General features: G+C 37.7%; 21 protein-coding genes. 11 read left to right on the top strand and 10 right to left on the bottom strand.

Annotation, left to right across the window (positions count from 1 at the left end; all coding sequences use genetic code 11):
- The 7 genes from VKY50_RS09640 to VKY50_RS09610 all read right to left on the bottom strand — a co-directional run.
- Positions 1-806 (bottom strand): S1 RNA-binding domain-containing protein (locus VKY50_RS09640; protein ID WP_324301275.1); only part of this gene is annotated, 806 nt, incomplete at its 3' end.
- A 192-nt stretch (positions 807-998) separates the two neighbouring features.
- The gene (cmk, locus tag VKY50_RS09635) at positions 999-1,694 is read right to left on the bottom strand and encodes a (d)CMP kinase (RefSeq protein ID WP_324301273.1); all 696 of its coding nucleotides are present in this window, start codon (positions 1,692-1,694) and stop codon (positions 999-1,001) included.
- A gap of 74 nt (positions 1,695-1,768) precedes the next feature.
- Positions 1,769-4,219 carry an endopeptidase La gene (lon, locus tag VKY50_RS09630; protein WP_324301271.1) on the bottom strand — a complete coding sequence of 817 codons (2,451 nt, stop codon included), beginning with the start codon at positions 4,217-4,219 and terminating at the stop codon, positions 1,769-1,771.
- Positions 4,220-4,517: 298 nt separating this feature from the next.
- Positions 4,518-5,171, bottom strand: a complete 654-nt coding sequence (locus tag VKY50_RS09625; RefSeq protein ID WP_324301269.1) for a response regulator transcription factor — start codon at positions 5,169-5,171, stop codon at positions 4,518-4,520.
- A gap of 2 nt (positions 5,172-5,173) precedes the next feature.
- The gene (locus VKY50_RS09620; RefSeq protein WP_324301267.1) at positions 5,174-5,956 is read right to left on the bottom strand and encodes a sensor histidine kinase; all 783 of its coding nucleotides are present in this window, start codon (positions 5,954-5,956) and stop codon (positions 5,174-5,176) included.
- A gap of 124 nt (positions 5,957-6,080) precedes the next feature.
- A complete protein-coding gene (locus VKY50_RS09615; RefSeq protein ID WP_324301265.1) occupies positions 6,081-6,602 on the bottom strand; it encodes a hypothetical protein in 522 nt (173 codons plus the stop codon).
- Positions 6,603-6,825: 223 nt separating this feature from the next.
- Positions 6,826-7,476, bottom strand: a complete 651-nt coding sequence (locus tag VKY50_RS09610) for a hypothetical protein (RefSeq protein WP_324301263.1) — start codon at positions 7,474-7,476, stop codon at positions 6,826-6,828.
- Positions 7,477-7,819: 343 nt separating this feature from the next.
- Between VKY50_RS09610 and VKY50_RS09605 the strand changes: the two genes are divergently transcribed.
- Positions 7,820-8,887 carry a S66 peptidase family protein gene (locus VKY50_RS09605; RefSeq protein WP_324301261.1) on the top strand — a complete coding sequence of 356 codons (1,068 nt, stop codon included), beginning with the start codon at positions 7,820-7,822 and terminating at the stop codon, positions 8,885-8,887.
- A gap of 32 nt (positions 8,888-8,919) precedes the next feature.
- Positions 8,920-9,285 carry a GNAT family N-acetyltransferase gene (locus VKY50_RS09600; protein ID WP_324301259.1) on the top strand — a complete coding sequence of 122 codons (366 nt, stop codon included), beginning with the start codon at positions 8,920-8,922 and terminating at the stop codon, positions 9,283-9,285.
- 159 nt (positions 9,286-9,444) lie between these two features.
- Here VKY50_RS09600 and recQ read toward each other — a convergent pair whose 3' ends face one another.
- A complete protein-coding gene (recQ, locus tag VKY50_RS09595; protein WP_324301257.1) occupies positions 9,445-11,646 on the bottom strand; it encodes a DNA helicase RecQ in 2,202 nt (733 codons plus the stop codon).
- Positions 11,647-11,732: 86 nt separating this feature from the next.
- Between recQ and VKY50_RS09590 the strand changes: the two genes are divergently transcribed.
- The 5 genes from VKY50_RS09590 to VKY50_RS09570 all read left to right on the top strand — a co-directional run bounded on the left by VKY50_RS09590 (position 11,733) and on the right by VKY50_RS09570 (position 15,246).
- A complete protein-coding gene (locus VKY50_RS09590) occupies positions 11,733-12,698 on the top strand; it encodes a KpsF/GutQ family sugar-phosphate isomerase (protein ID WP_324301255.1) in 966 nt (321 codons plus the stop codon).
- On the top strand, positions 12,698-13,549 hold the full coding sequence (gene tatC, locus VKY50_RS09585) for a twin-arginine translocase subunit TatC (protein ID WP_324301253.1): 852 nt from the start codon (positions 12,698-12,700) through the stop codon (positions 13,547-13,549). The genes VKY50_RS09590 and tatC overlap by 1 nt, the downstream gene beginning before the upstream one ends.
- Positions 13,550-13,551: 2 nt before the next feature.
- Positions 13,552-13,902: a carboxymuconolactone decarboxylase family protein gene (locus VKY50_RS09580; protein WP_324301251.1), complete on the top strand. Its 351-nt coding sequence runs from the start codon at positions 13,552-13,554 to the stop codon at positions 13,900-13,902.
- Positions 13,903-13,986: 84 nt separating this feature from the next.
- Positions 13,987-14,730: an LPS export ABC transporter ATP-binding protein gene (gene lptB / locus VKY50_RS09575; RefSeq protein WP_324301249.1), complete on the top strand. Its 744-nt coding sequence runs from the start codon at positions 13,987-13,989 to the stop codon at positions 14,728-14,730.
- Positions 14,731-14,751: 21 nt separating this feature from the next.
- The gene (locus VKY50_RS09570; RefSeq protein WP_324301247.1) at positions 14,752-15,246 is read left to right on the top strand and encodes an META domain-containing protein; all 495 of its coding nucleotides are present in this window, start codon (positions 14,752-14,754) and stop codon (positions 15,244-15,246) included.
- Positions 15,247-15,304: 58 nt separating this feature from the next.
- On the opposite strand, the gene VKY50_RS09565 is transcribed toward VKY50_RS09570, so the two are convergent.
- Entirely contained in the window at positions 15,305-16,057 is a 753-nt protein-coding gene (locus VKY50_RS09565) for a CDP-alcohol phosphatidyltransferase family protein (protein ID WP_324301245.1), read from the bottom strand.
- Between the two features lie 204 nt (positions 16,058-16,261).
- Between VKY50_RS09565 and lnt the strand changes: the two genes are divergently transcribed.
- The gene (gene lnt / locus VKY50_RS09560; RefSeq protein WP_324301243.1) at positions 16,262-17,845 is read left to right on the top strand and encodes an apolipoprotein N-acyltransferase; all 1,584 of its coding nucleotides are present in this window, start codon (positions 16,262-16,264) and stop codon (positions 17,843-17,845) included.
- A gap of 8 nt (positions 17,846-17,853) precedes the next feature.
- On the opposite strand, the gene VKY50_RS09555 is transcribed toward lnt, so the two are convergent.
- Positions 17,854-18,891 (bottom strand): WD40/YVTN/BNR-like repeat-containing protein, encoded by a 1,038-nt coding sequence (locus tag VKY50_RS09555; protein WP_324301241.1) that lies wholly within the window; start codon positions 18,889-18,891, stop codon positions 17,854-17,856.
- Between the two features lie 113 nt (positions 18,892-19,004).
- Here VKY50_RS09555 and VKY50_RS09550 point away from each other — a divergent pair, with 113 nt between their 5' ends.
- The 3 genes from VKY50_RS09550 (at position 19,005) to VKY50_RS09540 (ending at position 21,873) form a co-directional block, all read left to right on the top strand.
- Positions 19,005-20,219: an RsmB/NOP family class I SAM-dependent RNA methyltransferase gene (locus VKY50_RS09550; protein WP_324301239.1), complete on the top strand. Its 1,215-nt coding sequence runs from the start codon at positions 19,005-19,007 to the stop codon at positions 20,217-20,219.
- Positions 20,220-20,235: 16 nt separating this feature from the next.
- A complete protein-coding gene (locus VKY50_RS09545; protein ID WP_324301237.1) occupies positions 20,236-21,048 on the top strand; it encodes an endonuclease I family protein in 813 nt (270 codons plus the stop codon).
- A gap of 138 nt (positions 21,049-21,186) precedes the next feature.
- Complete coding sequence (locus VKY50_RS09540) at positions 21,187-21,873, top strand: SGNH/GDSL hydrolase family protein (protein ID WP_324301235.1); 687 nt, start codon at positions 21,187-21,189, stop codon at positions 21,871-21,873.
- The last annotated feature ends 10 nt before the right edge of the window (positions 21,874-21,883 follow it).

The following is a 21,883-nucleotide window of genomic DNA, read 5'->3' as shown; positions in this document are numbered from 1 at the left end:
TCTGTGATATGGATAAGTCCATCCACACCTCCAAGGTCGATAAACACTCCGTAAGAAGTGATGTTTTTAACAGTACCTTCAAGAACTTGACCTTTTTCAAGTTGTCCGATGATTTCTTTTTTCTGTTCTTCGATATCAGCCTCGATAAGAGCTTTGTGAGAAACAACAACGTTTTTGAATTCGTGATTGATTTTAACTACCTTGAATTCCATTGTTTTACCTACGTATGCATCGTAATCACGGATAGGCTTCACATCAATTTGAGAACCAGGTAAGAACGCTTCGATTCCGAATACATCTACAATCATACCTCCTTTAGTTCTACACTTAACAAAACCGTTAACAATCTCTCCTTTATCATGAGCAGCATTAACGCGATCCCAAGCTTTGATTGTTCTAGCTTTACGGTGAGACAATACTAGTTGTCCTGATTTATCTTCGCGAACATCGATTAAAACTTCAACCTTGTCCCCTACACTTAAATTAGGGTTGTAACGAAACTCGTTTAAAGAAATAACACCTTCAGATTTGGCGTTAATATCGATAATAGCCTCTCTGTCAGTAAGGTGAACAACAGTTCCCTCAACAACCTCTTCATCAGCTGTATCAACAAAATTCTCTTCAACTAAGTTTTCGAATTCTTTTAATTTTTCATCTTCAACTTGGTCAATTCCTTCTTCGTAATTGTGCCAGTTAAAGTTTTTTAGAAACTCCTCAGTAGATACAGTTTCTTTTACTTCCGTTTGTACTTGAGCAGAGGTTGCTTCTGCTGCTTGTTCTTTTTGTGTTTCTTTAGCTTCAGCCATTTGCTGAGAATAATTTGTATTCTGTATTAAATCAGGAGGTTAACAATATTTAATCACAGAAGATGTTGTTATTAATTTTTTATATAATCCCTTTTCCCTCCTGGCTTAGTAAAAAGGAGTGCAAATTTACAATTATATTAATTGATTTACAAACAATTATCTAAATAATCATTTTTGATAGCTATAGGTGGATCACCCAAGTGCTTGCAGTGTCTTATTGACAAGTTCTAAGCATTTTTGAAAAGTCTCTTCTAAACTAAGGTTCGTACTGTCAATTTCAATAGCCCCATCGGCTTTCACTAAAGGAGAGTCTGCTCTGGTGGTATCAATTAAATCCCGTTTTTGAACATTTTCAAGAACCTCTTGATAGGTAACCTTGTCTCCTCTCTCTGTGAGTTCCATATAACGCCGCTGCGCTCTCACATTTGCTGAGGCTGTCATGAATAGTTTTAATTCGGCATCAGGAAAAATAACCGTCCCCACATCCCTACCATCCATAACGATCGCTTTGTTATTCCCCATGGCCTTTTGCTGTTGGACCAGTTTGTGTCGAACCTCCGATATAGCAGCTATCTCACTAACCACCTGAGAAACTTCAAGGGTCCTAATTTGCTTCTCTATAAGATCTCCATTGAGGTAAATCTCAGGAAGCCCAGTAGTGTTGTTTAACCTAAACTCCAAATGAATCTTATCAAGTGCTTGAATTAATTGTTCTTTTTGAAGCTTTTGATTGCGAAACATATCGTTTGACAGAGCATAATATGAAACCGCTCTATACATCGCCCCTGTATCGACATAAACATATCCTAAAGATTTAGCCAATTTCTTGGCTATGGTACTCTTACCAGTGGAGGAATATCCGTCAATGGCAATGGTAATTTTTCGCATCTCAATAGTTGTATCATTGTTTCCACGTATTGAAACACTCACCCTCAATACGTGGATATTCAATTCTATAAATGTTATAGCTTTTTAGCATTTTTGACCTTGACCTGCGTGATGGCCAAATCAATGACCTCACTCATCTCTTTTACATAGTGAAAGGTCAATCCTTTCAAGTATTCTTCCTTGATTTCCTCAATATCACGTCTGTTTTCTTCACACAAAATAATCTCTTTAATCCGTGCTCTTTTCGCTGCGAGAATCTTCTCCTTAATACCCCCTACAGGTAAGACCTTCCCTCTAAGGGTAATTTCTCCAGTCATAGCCAAACTCTTCTTCACCTTACGCTGGGTAAAAAGCGAAACAAGAGAAGTGAGCATGGTTATCCCAGCACTTGGACCGTCCTTCGGAGTTGCCCCTTCAGGAACGTGGATATGAACGTTATAGTTATCAAAAATAGTAGGATCAATGCCTATTGATTCTGCGTTGGACTTGATATATTCCATGGCAATAGTGGCAGACTCCTTCATTACCTTTCCTAGATTCCCAGTAATACTTAGGGCCCCTTTACCTTTAGAGAGGATCGATTCAATGAATAAAATATCTCCTCCAACACTGGTCCAGGCCAGACCTGTAACCACTCCAGCCACATCGTTGTTTTCGTATTTATCGCGCTCCAATCTCGGTGGACCTAAAACCTCCTCCACATCTTTTACACTAACCTTCACATTATATTCCTGTTCCATCGCAAGGGACTTTGCAGCAAAACGAACCATTTTCGCGATTTGCTTCTCTAGTCCTCTGACTCCAGATTCACGGGTATAACCCTCTACGATCTTTTCTAATTCTCGTTTTCCGATCTTTAATTGGCTAGAATCCATCCCATGTTCTTCCAGCTGTTTTGGTAATAAATGGCGCTTGGCGATTTCTACCTTCTCCTCAATGGTGTAACCAGAGACATTAATGATCTCCATACGATCTCTTAAAGCTGGTTGAATAGGCCCCAAGTTGTTTGCCGTAGCAATAAACATCACTTTGGACAAATCATATCCCATTTCCAAGAAATTATCGTAAAACTCACTGTTTTGTTCTGGATCCAACACCTCTAACATCGCCGAGGATGGATCTCCACTATGACTCACAGAAAGCTTATCAATTTCATCAAGAATAAACACCGGATTAGATGTGCCCGCTTTTTTCAAAGATTGAATGATACGTCCTGGCATTGCACCGATATAGGTTTTACGATGACCACGAATCTCAGCCTCATCACGTAATCCTCCCAGTGAAATTCTCACATATTCTCTACCAAGAGCCTCTGCAACAGATTTCCCCAATGAAGTCTTACCCACACCTGGAGGACCATAAAGACATAATATTGGTGACTTCATGTCATTTCGAAGCTTTAGAACTGCCAAATATTCAATAATTCTCTTTTTGACATCCTCTAGGCCATAATGATCCCTGTCCAGGATTTTTTGAGCACGTTTTAAATCAAATTTGTCTTTTGAAAATTCACCCCAAGGTAGATCTAAAAATAAATCCAGGTAATTTCGCTGAATGGAATATTCCGCAACTTGTGGATTCATGCGTTGTAATTTCGCCAGCTCCTTTTCAAAATGTTCCTTTACTTTAGCATCCCATTTTTTATCTTTCGCTTTAAGACGCATTTGTTCTACTTCCTCTTCGTAAGAACCACCACCAAGTTCCTCTTGAATAGTTTTCATTTGCTGATGTAGAAAGTATTCTCGTTGTTGTTGATCCATATCAGATCTCACTCGTGATTGGATGTCATTTCTAAGAGCCAGCTTCTGAAGTTCGACATTCATGTACTTCAAGGTTGCTAATGCACGCTCCATTAACTTTGAATTCTCAAGCAACTTCTGTTTATCAACCACTTCCAGATTTAAATTCGATGAAATGAAGTTTACTAAAAATGAATTACTCTCAATATTCTTAATGGCGAACGATGCCTCCGAAGGGATGTTTGGACTCTCCTTTATAATCTGAAGTGCCAAATCCTTTACCGAATCAATGATGGTGGTAAATTCTTCATTATCCTTTTCCGGTTTCTCCTCAGGCAAACCCTTAATGGTCGCAGTGATGTAAGGCTCAGTTTCTAAAATTTGATCAATCTCAAAGCGCTTTTTACCCTGAATGATCACAGTGGTGTTTCCATCTGGCATCTTTAGCACTCTTAAAATCCTAGCCACGGTCCCCACTTGATTGAGATCTTTGACCTCTGGGTTCTCGATCGACTCATCCTTTTGCGCTACCACTCCAATAACCTTGCTACCGTTAGAGGCGTCTTTAATTAGTTTTATAGATTTATCTCTACCCGCAGTAATAGGTATGACTACCCCTGGAAATAAAACCGTATTTCGAAGTGGTAAAATCGGTAAACTCACCGGTAAGGATTCGTTGTTTATCTCCTCCTCATCTTCAGGTGTCATTAACGGAATTAACTCGGCGTCGTCATCAATATGTTGAAGTGACAAATTGTCAATGTTAAAAAAATTATTCCTACTCATAGTTTTACATGGGTCAATCTGTCATTACTAACAGAGGACATTTGACTTTTTAATAATTTTATAAAGCGTTCACTTATTGCTTCCTAGCTATGGTAATCGCAATAGCTTTTTTTTCGTTAAATTATATAGGCAATTGCTGTGCCATTTTCAACCGAATAGCTAAAATAAAAATCAGACCCTTTACAATTTGTCCTCTAAAAGTTGAACCTAATGGACTTTAATTCTTTGCAGGATTGCTTTTGGGAGTTATAACTTGTCATGCATTTATGGACAGATATTACTTAAATCGATATCTCGTTTATACTTCAATGTATTTATGCTTAATACCGTATAATACAAGTCCAATTCTACTTTTAACTTCAAGTTTATCGAAGAGACTTTCTCTATACCCATCGACCGTTTTTGGGGAAAGAAACATTTGTGTAGCAATTTCTTTATAAGTCATCTCTGTACAGGCTAATTTGAGAAACTCTATTTCTCTGTCTTTTAATTTGATTCCACTACCAGTTTCATTTTGTTCCTTGCGATCAATGGTATCAAGAAGCTTATTGGTAATTTTATCCGAATAATAGAAACCGTTATAAATCACATCATTCAAAGCGCCTTCAAAAATCTTTGGATGAATGTCTTTAAGCAGGTATCCCTTCGCGCCCAAGCGAAGCATCTTTATAATTGTCTCTTCACTATCATCCATAGAAAGAGCAATAGCTTTCTGTTCAGGTGCATTATCATTTAACCACTCCATGGTTTCGATGCCACTCATAATAGGCATATTGATATCTAACAAAACAATATCTGGCGCACCATATTTTTGCATACATTCGATAAAATGCTGACCATTTGTAGCGTGAAAACTCACTTGATATCCTTTAAAGGATTCTATTAACGAGGTTAATGATTTGGCGAATAACAAATGATCATCTACTACAGCTATGGTATGTTTCTGGTCCATAATCAGGTTGGCTTGGTTGGATAGTTCAAAGTTACTGAAACTCCTTTATTTTTTCCTGTTTTGATTGAAAAATCTGCTCCAATAAGTTCACTTCTACGTTGCATGTTCATAATACCACTCCCTTTTTTTTCGAATTCCAGATCAAATCCTACGCCATTATCCGTCGCATTGACGTATAATTCTTCTGGAAGATAGTTCAAATTAATGGTCAGTAAAGAAGCTTTGGAATACTTGACCACATTAGAGAAGCACTCTTGAAATATTCTAAATATAATGATCTCGTCCTTTTTGTTTATATGGTACGGCTCACCTTGTACATTGTATTCTATCTCAAGGAAATTTAAGCGCTTGAAACGGTTAATTTCCAGCTCAAGGGATTCCTGAAGACCTCTACTAGAAACAAAATCATTATTCAGGGTATGCGATAACTGCCTGAGTTCCTTTAAACCTTGTCCCAAAACATCCGAGGCTTCCTTAAAGGATTTCATTTTATCCTCTGGAACTTCATTCTGCAGCATATTGAGTTGCAACTTTGCCACTGATAGTAGCTGACCTATATTATCGTGTAATTCCCAACTAATATTTCTAAATGTCTGCTCCTGGATCTCCGTTTGAGCCTTTGCCAATTCTTGCTCAAACTTTTGTTTTTCCTCAGCATTTTCAATAAGCAATTGCGTTTTCCTTCTTTGATATGCTAAAAAAAAGCTTATAAAAAAAGCTAACAAAATCACAATAAGTATACTAACATATACAATGAGACTAATTATTTCCTTCTGGTTTTCCATAGGGTGGTAGGGAACTATTGAGCATTTTGTTTAATCTTTCACAAATTAAGTGCTCGAAATTATTAATGACACAAAACTAACTCTTACACTTATCATTAAAAGGGGTGTTTTTCCCTATTTTACATCAAAGATGTTGCAACTTTTTTTCTTGGCCATAGTATTTCACACTCACAATAAAACCTACAATAAAACAGCCATACATTACATAACTCGATAGTACTAAGATATATACATAGATGGAGGCTGAAAAATTGAGTTGTTTGGCAAAAATAAAAATAGGCATGGTCACCAAATTAAAGAATAGGATTCCCATGGTAAGCCAAAAAGGTAACGTTTGATAAAAGCTCAAGATCTTATCACTCTTAAGAATGGTCATAAAATAAAAACAAATGGCTACCACGGTAAACACAACACCTGCAAACATATGAGGCTGTAGCCAAGAAACCATCAGATCCTCAAAGTTTAAAAGACTGTGAATCACAAGAGCGGAATAAATCACAATACACACATCAATTGTCCTGGCCGATCTTCTACATCCTAAGATTGATTTGTAGTACCACAGATAGACATAGAATGAAACGATGGAATACATACTTCCAACCCATATGCTCGATGCGATAAGCTGATCAGGGAGAATATATGACATTAACTTTAGAAAATTCCAATGGGGATAGAAAAGCCGTGCTGTGGGCAATAAGTTCAGTAATTCTATCAAAAAAGTAAACCATAAAAAAGGCATAAAGATCCAAGATTGTGACCCTTTATATTTTTTATAAGTAATCGTCGCAATAATTGCTGTTAAAAAAACAGCAAAAATGATGGTCTTTTTTAATAAAAACTCAAAACTCAACATCAATCCAAAAAATCATTTATTGAGGATAATTCGCTGATGGCGGATCCCCATCACTTCCGTACTCCAAGGGGTCTACAGCAGTTATATCACGTGATACTGCATATAGCGGCAAACTCAACGAAACCATATTACCCTCTTGTTGTTCCTTACCCATTGTCCCAGTTGGAGTGATGAATGTGGTTAGCATATTATCTTTTTCTCCATGACCCTTTTTTGGAAACACTCCTATATACACCCGAAAGCCATCCACTTTTCCTCCGCTTTTCTCTACCTTCTCAATGGAATTATCAATATAAGTAAGCAGTTGATCTACAGAGTACCAATCAGAAACTGCAAGTTCAAACTTAGGTTTTCTTGGCTTCACGTTGATGGGGGCTTTCAGCTCCTGTACCTCTTTAAGATTCACTTTATTTTCCAGAGCTGCCATGAGTTTAGCATTGATCTCCTTATAGTATGCTAATGAATCCGACTGTGCAAACAATAACTCCATATCTTTTATATAGCGTTTGCTCATATTCTCCGCCTTTGAGGGAGGTAATTTATGCTTAGATAATTCGACAGGGTTGTAGTTTAATACCCCGCCTTGTGGTTGTGTGCAGGAAGAACTAATCAATGATCCGACAACAATAACGGATGTCAAGATTAATTTCAATTGGTTGGTTTTCATTTTTAACAAATTTGGTTAATGAATTTAATCCTAATAAATTGTTATTCAGTATTTAAAATTTATCACGAAGATACTCTAAAAAAGTGGAGCACCCACTTGTACTGAATTATAGTCATAAAGTGTAATTAATTCAAAATTAACAGTTTAGATTAACAAAACAGTTCTTAAAAATCTATTTTTTCACATAAATTTCGATTAAAAGTAAAAATTCAACGGTGTAAGGTTGCTTGAAAATCAGTGATTTGCACAAACACTCTATTTAAAAACAATACGGATAAATTACTGAAACAATTTTTAATTTTTATAACTCTTGAGTAGATTTGAGTTTTAAACCCAGTAAATAATGAATAGAAGATCCTTTATTTCAACAGGTGCCCAACTATCGGTGTTATCCGCGTTCCCTGCCGCAAGTCTAGCACCATCACCCTCGATCGATCCCTTATATAACTCAAAAGAAATAGCCACCATACTTCCTAAAAAGTTGAATAAAGGCGATACTGTTGGATTAATTGCTCCTGGGTATTCTTTGTCTTCAAAAGCTTTGGAAAACGCCATTAGCAATGTACAAGCTATGGGGTTTAAGCCATACCACACCTCAAGAATTAAAGGAAGGGATGGATATTTCAGTAATACCGATAAGTTAAGAGCAGCGGATGTAGAGGAAATGTTTCTAGACCCTCAGGTTGACGGAATCATTTGCGCAAGGGGTGGATATGGTTGTACCCGTATATTAGATCTTATCAACTACGATTATATTGCACAAAACCCCAAAGTACTCGTAGGGTTTAGTGATATAACTGCTTTAGCCAATACCATCCATCGCAAAACAGGATTGGTTACTTTCCACGGTCCTGTGGCCACTACACTTGAGAACACTTACAACCGGGATAATTTATATAGAATTATCACCCAACCCAAAGAGCTTTTTACGATTAAGTCAGAGCATTACACTCCCGAGGTGGTACAAAGTGATGATACCTTTGAGCAATATGTAATTAATCCTGGTGTTATAACAGCACCACTTCTAGGGGGTAATTTATCGTTACTCTCGGCCATGTGTGGTACTCAATACGACCTAGATTACACAGGAAAACTGGTATTTATAGAGGACATCGAAGAAGATCCATATCGAATTGATCGAATGTTTACCCAACTCCTTAGCGCCCCTACTTTTAAGCATGCAGCAGGCATCGTTCTTGGTGTTTTTAAAGGATGTAATGAGCCGAAAAGGGTGTCCTTTACACTAAAAGAAGTCATATTGGATCGAATCAAACCACTTAATATTCCTTCGATTTACGGATTTTCCATAGGACATATTGATCACAATCTCACATTACCTATTGGTATTAATGCCACCTTAAATACCGATACATTTTCAATTGAACTCCTTCAAAGAGCGATACAAGATTAACATCCTAGAATATTTTGGCATAAATTTGACCCATGGTTTTTACAACACAACGACTACAAATTAGACGACTTACCCTTGCGGATCTTGACCTGTTTCACAAAATGCAAAATGACCAACAAGTGATGCGTTACATAGGTGGGAAGGTATCATCCTATCAAGAGAACAAAAAAGACCTGGAAAACATCCTTAAATTTTATAATACTCCTAAAAATGATTTCTGGGTATGGGCTATTGCCCTAAAAAGTAACCGTGATTTTATAGGTACAGTTGCCCTTGTAAAAAACCAAAAAGGTGAATACGAAATAGGGTATCGACTGCTTAAAACATATTGGAGACAAGGGTATGGAAAAGAAGAAGTAATGGGCTTATTAAATATGCCTTTGAAGAATTGCATCTAAAAGAAATTGTTGCTTATGTAGACAAAAACAATATTACCTCAGTTCGAATCTTAGATAGTACCTTTAATTTTATTAAGGAAATTTACAATGAACAGGACAATTGCATCGACCGATACTACAAGCTCTCTAATTAACCACGGAGTTTAGATGTAAATTGACCTAATTAGCGACATCACTTATGAATTTTATACGGTATAACCTTATTTCATCATCCTCATAATCTCCATCAAACTCTTCCATAGCATGAGAAATCTTATCATCTTGTGCCTCTAAGAAGTAATCTTGTAACTCTTCCTGTTGATCTTCGTCAAGGATCTCATCGATCCAATAATCTAAATTGAGTTTCGTACCCATATAGACGATCTGCTCCATTTCTTTAATTAAATCGTCCATAGAAATTCCTTTGGCAGAGGCAATGTCATCCAAAGGCAATTTGCGGTCAATGTTTTGAATCACGTACAGTTTTAAAGCGGAATTAGCCCCGGTGGATTTGACCACCAGATCATCTGGTCTAATGATGTCATTTTCTTCCACATACTGTTGTATAAGCTGTAGAAAAGGTGTACCATATTTTTTTGCTTTTCCTTCACCCACACCGTGAATATTCAACAGCTCCTCCACGTTTACTGGATATTTAAGAGCCATGTCCTCTAAGGAGGGGTCTTGGAAGATCACAAAAGGAGGTATTTCCAACTTCTTTGCCTGTTGTTTTCTTAAATCTTTTAAAAGACCCAATAATTTGGTATCTGCCACTGCTCCACCTGCTTTGGCAGCCGATACGATAGTATCGACATTTTTATCGACATAACTATGGTCTTCGGTCATTTTAAAGGATTCTGGATGTTTTAAAAACTCCACTCCTTTGTCATTTAAATGCAGTACTCCATATTGCTCAATTTCTTTTCGAATATACCCTTGCACAAGTACTTGGCGAATAAGTGCCATCCAATAAGCCGCATCGTTTTCTTTTCCAATTCCAAAAAATGGACGCTCATCCGTTTTATGAGATTTTATCAGGGCATTCACCTTTCCAATTAACGTGTTGACAATCTCTTTTGCCTTGTATTTTTCTTTGGTTCCTTTGATAACCTTAAGGAGTTTAACCACATCATCCATGGCCTCCTTTTTCTTCTTCGGATAACGAACATTGTCATCCATAGAGGCTCCTTCTCCCGTCTCAGGATCAAATTCTTCACCAAAATAATGTAGTATATACATTCTTCTTGACATCGATGTCTCGGCATAAGCCACCATATCCTGAAGTAAAGCATGACCTATCTCCTGCTCTGCAACAGGTTTACCACTCATGAACTTTTCTAACTTTTCGATGTCTTTATAGGAATAAAAAGCCAAACAATGTCCTTCACCTCCATCACGTCCTGCCCTACCGGTCTCTTGATAATAGCTTTCAATACTTTTGGGAATATCGTGATGAATTACAAATCGTACATCGGGTTTGTCAATCCCCATACCAAAAGCGATCGTAGCAACCACTACATCCACATCCTCCATTAAAAACATATCTTGGTGCTTCGCTCTTGTTTTGGCATCTAAACCAGCATGATAAGGAACTGCTTTTATTCCGTTAACTTCAAGGGTTTGTGCCAGTTCCTCTACTTTTTTACGACTCAAACAATAGATAATACCAGATTTACCAGCATTTTGTTTAACAAATCGAATAATATCGACATCTACATTTTTTGTTTTAGGTCGAACCTCATAATAAAGGTTAGGTCTATTAAAAGAAGCTTTAAACACATTGGCCTGCCCAATTCCAAGGTTCTTTAGGATGTCCTCCTGAACTTTCTCTGTCGCTGTAGCAGTCAGCGCTATAATAGGTATATCGTCGCCTAGGCGTTGAATGATAGTTCGAATATTTCTGTATTCAGGCCGAAAGTCATGCCCCCATTCTGAAATACAGTGTGCCTCGTCTACCGCAACAAAAGAAATTTTTACAGTTCTAAAGAACTCTATATACTCTTCCTTAGTCAAGGACTCCGGTGCCACATATAGCAACTTGGTTACCCCATTTGTGATATCCTCTTTAACTTGTCGAATTTCCGATTTATTTAATGAAGAGTTTAGCACATGTGCAATCCCCTTATTGGAGGATATCCCTCTAATGGCATCCACCTGGTTTTTCATTAACGCAATTAAGGGAGATATTACAATCGCTGTCCCGTCTTTCACTAAAGCAGGCAGTTGATAGCAGAGGGATTTCCCTCCACCTGTAGGCATTATAACAAACGTATTGTGATCATTAACGATACTCTTTATTACCTTTTCCTGTAATCCCTTAAACTGACTGAATCCAAAATATTCTTTTAGCGCCCCCTGTAAGTCAATTTCAGCTGAACTCATCCTTTCGTTTTACTATTTTATATACATTTGCACTACTAAAGATACTAATTAATCTTTAGTTTTTGCAAATATAAAATTTTAAAAATTTGAGCACCAAAGATGCGATTATAGCTAATGCTATCAAGGTCATTGATACTGAGAGTAATGCCATCAAAAACCTTGCCCAATTTGTGGACGACGCTTTCGCTGAAGCTGTAGAGTACATTTATAACTCCAACGGTAGAGTAATTATTACTGGCGTTGGAAAGAGTGCAATAATTGGCACAAAAATCGTCGCAACATTAAATTCAACAGGTACGCCTGCCGTTTTTATGCACGCTGCAGATGCCATTCATGGCGATCTAGGTACCATATTAAAGGACGATGTAGTGATCTGTATTTCAAAAAGTGGGAACACCGCAGAGATCAAAGTATTGGTGCCTTTTCTAAAAGAAGGTCCTAATAAACTCATCGCAATTACGGCAAACCCAGATTCATATTTAGGTCAAGAGGCAGATTATATATTAAATGCCTATGTGGAAAAAGAAGCTTGCCCAAACAACCTCGCCCCAACCACAAGTACAACAGCACAATTAGTTCTCGGGGATGCCCTGGCGATTTGCCTTTTAAGTCTTCGTAAGTTTAGTAGCGCTGATTTTGCCAAATATCATCCAGGGGGTGCTTTGGGAAAAAAACTATATTTACGGGTCAAAGATATCGCTCGAATGAACTTAAAACCACAAGTAACTGAACAAAGTAGTGTAAAGGATGTCATCGTCGAGATCTCTGAAAAGCTCATGGGGGTGACAGCCGTTACAAGGGATGAAAAGATCATAGGTATTATAACCGATGGTGACATTCGTAGGATGCTAAGCAAATACGATTATATCAATGACCTTAAGGCCAAAGACATCATGTCCGAGCATCCCAAAACCGTCAATGCCGACATACTTGCTGTGGATGCACTAGATGTCATGGATGAATTTGGTATTTCACAGCTTTTAGTGGAAAAAAATGAACATTATTACGGGGTCATTCACTTGCATGACCTCATTAAAGAAGGAATCATATAATGACAAAGAAGATTGGAACTGGAAAAGATGAAAACGAAATGTCTTTCCTCGATCACCTTGAAGTACTAAGGTGGCATTTAATAAGATCAACCCTGGCAGTTGTTATTGTCGGGATTGTTGCTTTTATTGCAAAAGATTTTATATTTGATACCATTTTATTTGGACCTAAAAAAGCAGAATTTCCTACCTATCAATTCTTCTGTCAGATCTCAAGATCACTAGGACTCGATGAATCCTTTTGTGACGGCCCAGACTTTAGAATTCAAAGTAGGCAAATGGCTGGACAGTTCTCTGCCCACATTTGGACATCGATTTGGGCAGGATTTATTTTAGCCTTTCCTTATATTCTTTGGGAAGTATGGCGTTTTATCAGTCCTGGACTTTATGAAAACGAACGAAAAAATTCAAGAGGTTTTATCCTTATTGCTTCTTTATTATTCTTTGTAGGGGTTCTATTTGGTTATTATGTCATCTCTCCTTTATCTATTAACTTTCTTGCCAATTACAAGGTGAGCCAAGAGGTCTTTAATGACATTGATTTGGCATCCTATATCTCGACAGTAAGATCCTCTGTTATTGCATGTGGACTTATATTCGAATTGCCCATTTTAATGTACTTTCTGACCAAAATAGGATTAGTAACTCCTGAATTTCTAAGAAAATACAGGAAAATTTCCATTGTAGTTGTTCTTATTTTGTCAGCAGTAATTACCCCCCCAGACGTAGCCAGTCAAATTATCGTGGCTATCCCGATCTTATTACTTTATGAATTGAGTATTTATATCTCAAAAATCGTACTAAAAAGAGAGGAAAGGAAACTTAAGAGAGAAAAAGCGAAAAATAAAGCATAATTATGGCCAATCAAGTGGAGGAATTCAATGCCTACCGTAAGAAAATGAATGACCGCATATTGTCGGATAACAACAAAGTGATTAAACGTATTTTTAATTTAGATACCAATGCCTATATGCCAGGGGCTTTGGATGTAAAGACCAAGGAGCTATTAGGTCTTGTGGCCTCCACTGTACTTCGTTGTGACGATTGTATAAAGTATCATCTAGAGACTTGTTACAAAGAAGGTCTTACGAAAGAACAAGTGGTAGAAGCCCTAGGAATTGCAACGGTAGTAGGTGGGACAATCGTTATACCTCATCTTAGAAGAGCCTATGAATTTTGGGATGCGCTAGAGGAAGAAAAATCATAAAATGAAGTGAAATTAAGAAAATGTAATTTCGAATTCCATATTTTTGGTATTTCGCAATTAAGTTAAGCGTTTCAAAACATAACTATGAAGTTAAGAGCTGAAAACATAATGAAGTCCTACAAAGGGCGAAAAGTTGTAAAGGGAATATCGCTAGAGGTCAATCGTGGTGAAATCGTTGGGTTGTTAGGACCAAATGGAGCTGGTAAAACAACCTCATTCTATATGATCGTGGGATTGATTAAACCCAATAGTGGAAAGATTTTTTTAGATAATATGGAAATTACCAAATTCCCTATGTACAAACGAGCACAAAACGGGATTGGATATTTGGCTCAAGAGGCTTCCGTTTTTAGAAAGTTAAGTATCGAGGACAACATAATGAGTGTCCTTCAACTTACTAAACTTTCGAAAAAGGAACAAAAAATGAAAATGGAAGCGCTGATCGATGAATTCAGCCTGGGACATATTCGAAAAAATCGTGGAGATTTGCTTTCAGGTGGGGAGAGAAGGAGAACTGAGATCGCCCGAGCATTAGCCACGGATCCCAGCTTTATTTTACTCGATGAGCCTTTTGCTGGTGTTGACCCTGTGGCGGTGGAAGATATTCAACGAATTGTAGCGCAACTAAAAAATAAAAATATCGGAATCTTAATTACCGATCACAATGTACAAGAGACCCTTGCAATTACAGAGCGTTCATACCTGATGTTTGAAGGAAGTATTTTAAAGGCTGGTGAGCCAGAGGAATTAGCGGCAGATGAAATGGTACGAAAAGTGTATTTAGGTCAAAACTTTGAACTTCGTAAAAAGAAATTAGACTTCCATTAAAACTTTAAACGATTTACTATCATGAAAACATTTGGACTATTTTTCGCCTCCCTAAGCCTAGCATTATTCTTAAACTGTAATGGAAATGCAACTAAGAAGGGTTCTCAAGATGAACCATCAAAAAGTACTTCAAAGGTGCAGGTAAGTACAGATCAGGAAAATTCGCAAAAGCAATTGGTGGATAAGAAATGGAAGCTCACCAAGCTATTGGGTCAAGATGTATCAGAATTGGATAACAGTGCACAAAAAGTTTTTATTCAATTTTCCACAGAGGAAAATCGATTAGTTGGAAATTCTGGTTGTAATTCATTTGGTGGAACCTATACCTTAAAGGAAGGTAATCGTTTCGAGACAAGTCAATTAATCAGTACGATGATGGCTTGTGAAAACATGGAAATTGAGGATCAATTCATGGGTATAATTCAAAGAGCAGATACTTATATAATAAATGGAAACACGCTACAAATTACCAAAGCCAAAATGGCTCCATTAGCTGAATTCAAACTGGAAAATTAAGCTGTTTCAAACTGCACAATACTTTTTATTAAAAAAAGGAATTTTCTTTCTTATTCCTCTAGACCGCTGCTTTGGCGAAATTTGACCAAACAGATAGAAGGATATACAGGATAATTATGAGGGGAATTGCAGCATACTGCAATAAAATTAGTAATAGTAAGGCCAATATTAAAAACACATAGCGTATCGTATTGTCTTTAAATCGCCATGTCTTAAACTTTAAGGCAAATAACGGGATCTTGGCATTTAATATATAGGTGGAAAAAATAGTTAAGGCAATCAAGAACCATTGATTTAAAATAATCGAATCAAAAAGACCTGGCTGATAATACAACATCAGTGGAAGCGATAAAATTAAAAGCGCGTTGGCTGGAGTCGGAAGTCCAATAAAAGAAGTGGTCTGCTGCTGGTCGATATTGAATTTAGCCAAACGATAGGCCGATCCTAAACTCACAAGGATTCCAAAAAATGGCAACCACTGTAAAGTTTCAAAGCTATCATTAGGATGAGCTCCAAGAATGGTTGCTCCTGGAATAAAATTTTCACCCAAGCTTAGCTGAAACAATTGATACAACACAATTCCAGGCACTACACCTGAGGTAACCACATCTGCCAAAGAGTCTAATTGTAAACCTAATTCACCTTCAACATGTAATAGCCTAGCAGCCATTCCATCGAAGAAGTCAAAGAATATTCCTGCAAAAACAAAATAGGATGCCAATACAAGATTTCCTTGCACAGCTAATATAACTGCAATAATACCAGCAGATAAATTTAATAAGGTAAGAGCATTCGGAATATATCGCTTCATAATTTTTTCTTCGAGATTCGAATAAGTAAAATTACAATTTAATTTTAATTTGCCTATTTAATTCCACACAAGACTTAAGGGTAAATTTTTATATCAAAAAATTGATAAAAACACCAGCCAGATCTAATTAAAGGCCTTCATACGAGGCTAATTCACTATGTTGTTTCAATTATTATTAAGATATTCGTGTTCTAATTCACTATAATGAAGAAACAAATCATTCTAGCCATGTTATCAGGTGTGCTCCTTGGCCTCTCTTGGCCAACTTATGGATTAGCCTTATTAACATTTATAGGATTTGTTCCCTTATTACTTGCGGAACAAGAAATTCGGAACTCCGATTCAGGTAAGAAAAATAGCAAGGTATTTATTACTGCTTACATCACATTTTTAATATGGAATTCCATTACCACATGGTGGATTTGGTACTCCACCCCTTTTGGGATGCTCTTTGCAATTTTAGTGAATTCCCTATTAATGACCATAGTGTTTTTAATTTACCACTTGGTGGCTAAAGGTTTACCAGCAAAGATTCATTTGTTTTTTTTAGTTGCCATTTGGATCGCTTTTGAAAAATTTCACTTGAATTGGGACTTTTCATGGCCATGGTTAAACCTAGGAAATGTCTTCTCTGAAAACATTCATTGGATTCAATGGTATCAATATACAGGAGTATTTGGTGGTAGCCTCTGGATTTGGATCGTTAACATCGGACTTTTTAGAGCGGTGAGTCGATTTCATATGGATGCTGACAAAAGGCAATTAGGTATTGGAATTGGAAAAAATATACTAATCATTGCTATTCCTATTATGATCTCGTTATGGATCTTTCAAAAATATGAATCCGGAACAAATAGAATCCAAATTACCCTCCTACAACCAAATATTGACCCCTATTCTGAAAAATACACCATTAAAAATACCCAGATGGCTCAGGATCTTATAACCTTAGCTCAAAAGGATATCACCAAACAAACAGATTATGTAATCGCTCCCGAGACAGCGCTCTCCAGAGGGACTTCAATAAAGAACTTTGACCATTCTGCGGAGAAACGAATCTTACAACAGCTTATCAGTCATTATCCTGATTTACAATTTATTACAGGTGTTGACTTTTATCAAAAATATCCTAGTGGCCAGAGACCCTCCATTTCTGCAAACTATTACCCTCAAGGATGGTTTGATTTTTACAATGCTGCCGTACAAATTAATCATTCAGGTAGTAGCCAAAAATACATCAAGTCTAAATTAGTGGTTGGCGTTGAAACCTTTCCATTTAAAAGTATACTCGAGCCATTATTAGGCAATGTGATGTTGGACCTAGGAGGTACTGTCGCCATGAGAGCAACTCAGGAAGATCGGTCGGTTTTTACCAATAGCACCGCTGAGATCAGTGCAGCTCCTATTATCTGTTATGAATCCATCTATGGGGAGTTTGTAACTGGATATGTTCAAAATGGTGCCAATTTTTTAGCAATTATCACTAATGATGCTTGGTGGAGTGACACACAAGGTCATCAACAACATTTGAGTTACGCTCGTCTTAGAGCCATAGAAACAAGAAAAAGCATCGCGCGAAGTGCCAACACAGGTATTTCTGCTTTTATCAATGAAAAAGGTGAAATAACCAAACAATTGGGCTATGGCTTAAAGGGAACGCTCTCAGGGGAGATCACCACCAATGACAAAAAAACATTCTATGTGAAGTACGGGGATTACATTGCCAGAATCGCCGTATTCCTTGCTGTTACGATATTGCTTTTTGCCATTGCTAAGAAAAAGAAATAAACCTGGACTTATTTAAAAGTTAATTTAGCGATCCTTCCGTTGCCCGCCGCAAATGCGGTACTATCACTGGTAAACTTTAATGTATAGAAGGGTTCATCTGATAATTGCTTCCAATCTTCTCCTGAATCATTACTAAAAGATATACCTTTAAAACCTACTGCAACTAGTTCATTTGCCCGGCTTCCTGGCAAGTATTGTACACATGAACGATATCCAGGATCTTCCCCTTGCCCCACAAGTTGCCAAGTTTTTCCGCCGTCTTTAGTAATGGCTTTATTAGCCATGTTGTCCTGTGGCTTCGTATAATCTCCGCCTATAATAAAGCCCGTTTTTTCATCGTAAAATGCAATAGAGTAGATCCCTTCAGTAGGTTCTCCTTGAACTATAGGAGTGTCGTAGACCTCCCAGTTCACTCCTTTATCTGGTGAATAAAAAACCCGTGCCTTTGATCCTCCCGTTGCAATCCAGGTATGATTACCTACCACTGCAATATTTGTGTTACTTGCAGCAAAGGCGTACTCCCCTTCCACCTGTGCTGGCAGCACTCCACAGTTTAGTTTATTCCAGCTATTCCCTCCATCTCTAGTTATGATAATGGACAAACAACCGTCCGTTGGATCCCCTACTGCAATCCCTTCCTGATCATTCCAAAATGCCATAGCATTGTAAAACACACCCGCTCCTTCTTCTTTATAAACTACTTCCATCTGCCCGTGATCTCCGGTTTTATACAACAAAGCAGGACTCTCAATACTAAGCATAAAAAAGTCTGTACTGGTAGATGCCACGGCCCTGAACTCCAATTCAAGGCTATCGTATGTTATTTGTTTGGAAGCTGTTTTGTTGCCTTGGGTATTGTAGATGCCAAAGGTATTGTTAGAACCAGCAAAGCCAAGATTTCCTTGCATCAAGGTTATGGCTCTTATACTTGTAGTATCCAAGTAAATGTCCTTAATCTCAACTTTTGTGTACTGATGAGGTTGATAGGTTTGATTGATACAGGAACCCACAAAGAGCCCCAAAAAAATGACAATAAGCTTCTGCATAATATGACTATATTTCTTTTGCTAAAAATAAGTTTAATAGTTCACAAAACAATACCTTTGCATTCAAATTATACCACCAAAAAGTGGTTGAATTAAAATTATTATAATTATTTATGCGACTTCACAGAAATCTTGTATATGCCGTCATTGACGGGCTCCAGCTTATTTTTAATGAAGATAAGTATGCTGATAAGGTGGTAGAACAACTCCTTAAAAGAGATAAGCGTTGGGGTGTACGAGATCGTGGTTTTATTGCGGAAACTTCCTATGAAATCGTACGGTGGAAACGCTTGTATGCGCAGATTGCCGAGGTTCACGAACCTTTCACTAGAGAAAATCTATGGCGAATTTTTGCCGTATGGGCGGTTTTAAAAGGCATACAACTACCCGATTGGAAGCAATTAGAAGGAACACCAAGTAGACGAATTAAAGGGAAATTTGACGAGCTTAGTAAAATCCGAAAATACCGCGAATCCATCCCGGATTGGATGGATGAAGTAGCTGTTAAAGAACTCGGTGAAAAAGTCTGGGAAAGTGAAATACATGCCTTAAACCAACAAGCAGCTGTTATATTAAGGGTGAACAGGTTAAAAACCGATAAGAAAACACTCCAAAAATTGCTACGACAAGAAAATATCGACACTGCATTTATAACAAATTATCCTGATGCGCTACTCTTAAAGGAACGATCAAATATCTTTAAAACGGACGCTTTTCAAAATGGCCTTTTCGAGGTACAAGATGCCTCCTCGCAACTTGTTGCGGAATTATTGGATGTTGAACCAGGGATGCGAGTGGTTGATAGCTGTGCTGGCGCTGGAGGTAAAACGCTTCACCTAGCTTCGAAAATGAATAATAAAGGGCAGATTATCGCCCTAGATATCTATGCCAACAAATTAAAAGAGCTCAAAAGACGTGCTCGAAGAAACGGTGCTCATAATATAGAAACTAGAGAAATTGATTCTAGTAAGGTAATTAAGAAGCTTCACAATTCCATGGATAGAGTTCTTATTGATGCTCCCTGTAGCGGACTTGGTGTTCTAAGAAGAAATCCAGATGCTAAGTGGAAACTTCAGCCTGAATTTCTAGATACCATCAAAGAGGTACAACAAGAGATCTTAAGAAATTATTCCAAAATGCTAAAGGTGAGTGGAAAAATGGTTTATGCTACCTGTTCCATTCTTCCATCAGAGAATCAAGATCAGGTCACCGCATTTTTAACCTCGCCGGAAGGGCAAAATTTCAGACTTTTAAAAGACAAAAAAATCCTTGCATCTACCTCAGGATTTGACGGTTTCTACATGGCCCTATTAGAGAGAACTAACTAAAAATAAGTTCCATTACATGACTAACTTTCAATACAGCTCAGCAAAGATATTACTGCTAGTTATTTGGACCTCTTCCTTGGTTTTTAGTTGTAAGGATCGAGCCCGAGTTGAAAAGTCGACCAGTGATACGGAATCGCAAAATCGTGTCGGCTATCTTAAAATCCCTGCTAATTTAGAATCCTACTACAGCCAAGTTGATTTTACTCAAGATAATATGGCGTTATATGAAGGGTTGGCTACCACCACAATTTCTAAACATGTAAATATCCAAAGCTATAGTGCTCGGCACAAACAACTCTACGACATTGATGCCCAGGTGGGACAACGCGATAGTGTTGTGCTAATCTATTCAGGAGAACGTCGGTATAGGAAGGAGTTCCACTCTGGCGCTAACAACTACCAACCACAAACCTTTAACACCGAACACGTATATCCGCAATCCTTAATAGTCAATACAGCCAAGGGAGATTTACACCATTTAAGGGTTTGTGATATCCGCTTGAATTCGAAACGAAGCAACCATCCCTTTACTCAAGGCAAAGGAAGCTATAAACTAAAAAACAACTCGTGGTACCCAGGGGATCAATGGAAGGGTGATGTTGCTAGAATGATAATGTATTTAAATCTTCGATACGCAGAGTCTTTTGAGGATGTTGGATCCCTAGAACTCTTCTTAAAATGGAACGCTGAAGACCCCGTAGATGATTTTGAAATCCAGCGAAATAATCGGATCGAAAAAGTCCAAGGAAATCGCAATCCTTTTATAGACAATCCGTATTTGGCTACTATGATATGGGGTGGCCCGAAGGCAGAGAATCTTTGGGATTAAATCACTTGGCTATTTTGCGACCCTTTCAAGCAGGAAAAATTTCACCTGATCACCGCCATCAAATTGGTTACTTTACAATTTAATCTTTCTAATTTTGAGTAACTTTGATAACACTTGAAAACCTTTAATAAAATAAAAATGAAAAAAATACTTTCGATCATTCTCATGCTTAGTCTTTCACAATCCTTCGGCCAAGAATCCGCAACCGAATTTGCTAATTTTGATAGATATGCAGCTCAAAATGCCGCACTCGCTCCAGTAAAAGCAACTGAAGACAGGGTTGTCTTTATGGGAAATTCCATTACAGAAGGTTGGATAAATGCACGCCCTGCGTTTTTCGAAACAAACCCTTATATCGATCGGGGAATCAGCGGGCAAACCACCTCTCAGATGTTACTCCGTTTTCGCAGAGATGTCATTGACCTCAACCCAAAGGTTGTGGTGTTTTTAGCTGGAATCAATGATATTGCGGAAAATACAGGACCCATCGCATTGGAAGACGTTTTTGGAAACATTATCTCTATGGTAGAACTGGCTCAAGCCAATGACATTAAGCCAGTAATTTGTTCGGTCCTACCAGCGAACAACTTTCCTTGGAGGCCATCCATTAAACCTGCTGAAAAAGTAATTGAATTAAACAAGCTCTTGAAGCAGTACGCTGAGAAAAACGAGCTAGTTTATGTGGATTATTTCACTGCTATGGTGAATGATCAAAATGGATTAAGCCCAGAGCTCGCTCATGATGGAGTTCACCCCACTGTCAAAGGATATGCCATTATGGAACCACTGGTAAAGGAAGGTATCCAAAAAGCGTTAAAAAAATAAACCAATCGCG

The sequence above is a fragment of the Galbibacter sp. genome (assembly GCF_035306585.1).
GTDB lineage: Bacteria > Bacteroidota > Bacteroidia > Flavobacteriales > Flavobacteriaceae > Galbibacter.
Note: the sequence above shows the minus strand (reverse complement) of the source record. Positions and strands in the feature narration are given on the sequence as shown.

What these genes read in the sequence shown, in the direction of transcription:
- cmk (WP_324301273.1), bottom strand. Translation starts at nt 1,694, where the DNA reads ATGCGAAAAATTACCATTGCCATTGACGGATATTCCTCCACTGGTAAG.
- lon (WP_324301271.1), bottom strand. Translation starts at nt 4,219, where the DNA reads ATGAGTAGGAATAATTTTTTTAACATTGACAATTTGTCACTTCAACAT.
- VKY50_RS09625 (WP_324301269.1), bottom strand. Translation starts at nt 5,171, where the DNA reads ATGGACCAGAAACATACCATAGCTGTAGTAGATGATCATTTGTTATTC.
- VKY50_RS09620 (WP_324301267.1), bottom strand. Translation starts at nt 5,956, where the DNA reads ATGGAAAACCAGAAGGAAATAATTAGTCTCATTGTATATGTTAGTATA.
- VKY50_RS09615 (WP_324301265.1), bottom strand. Translation starts at nt 6,602, where the DNA reads ATGTCATATATTCTCCCTGATCAGCTTATCGCATCGAGCATATGGGTT.
- VKY50_RS09610 (WP_324301263.1), bottom strand. Translation starts at nt 7,476, where the DNA reads ATGAAAACCAACCAATTGAAATTAATCTTGACATCCGTTATTGTTGTC.
- VKY50_RS09605 (WP_324301261.1), top strand. Translation starts at nt 7,820, where the DNA reads ATGAATAGAAGATCCTTTATTTCAACAGGTGCCCAACTATCGGTGTTA.
- VKY50_RS09600 (WP_324301259.1), top strand. Translation starts at nt 8,920, where the DNA reads ATGGTTTTTACAACACAACGACTACAAATTAGACGACTTACCCTTGCG.
- recQ (WP_324301257.1), bottom strand. Translation starts at nt 11,646, where the DNA reads ATGAGTTCAGCTGAAATTGACTTACAGGGGGCGCTAAAAGAATATTTT.
- tatC (WP_324301253.1), top strand. Translation starts at nt 12,698, where the DNA reads ATGACAAAGAAGATTGGAACTGGAAAAGATGAAAACGAAATGTCTTTC.
- VKY50_RS09580 (WP_324301251.1), top strand. Translation starts at nt 13,552, where the DNA reads ATGGCCAATCAAGTGGAGGAATTCAATGCCTACCGTAAGAAAATGAAT.
- lptB (WP_324301249.1), top strand. Translation starts at nt 13,987, where the DNA reads ATGAAGTTAAGAGCTGAAAACATAATGAAGTCCTACAAAGGGCGAAAA.
- VKY50_RS09570 (WP_324301247.1), top strand. Translation starts at nt 14,752, where the DNA reads ATGAAAACATTTGGACTATTTTTCGCCTCCCTAAGCCTAGCATTATTC.
- VKY50_RS09565 (WP_324301245.1), bottom strand. Translation starts at nt 16,057, where the DNA reads ATGAAGCGATATATTCCGAATGCTCTTACCTTATTAAATTTATCTGCT.
- lnt (WP_324301243.1), top strand. Translation starts at nt 16,262, where the DNA reads ATGAAGAAACAAATCATTCTAGCCATGTTATCAGGTGTGCTCCTTGGC.
- VKY50_RS09555 (WP_324301241.1), bottom strand. Translation starts at nt 18,891, where the DNA reads ATGCAGAAGCTTATTGTCATTTTTTTGGGGCTCTTTGTGGGTTCCTGT.
- VKY50_RS09550 (WP_324301239.1), top strand. Translation starts at nt 19,005, where the DNA reads ATGCGACTTCACAGAAATCTTGTATATGCCGTCATTGACGGGCTCCAG.
- VKY50_RS09545 (WP_324301237.1), top strand. Translation starts at nt 20,236, where the DNA reads ATGACTAACTTTCAATACAGCTCAGCAAAGATATTACTGCTAGTTATT.
- VKY50_RS09540 (WP_324301235.1), top strand. Translation starts at nt 21,187, where the DNA reads ATGAAAAAAATACTTTCGATCATTCTCATGCTTAGTCTTTCACAATCC.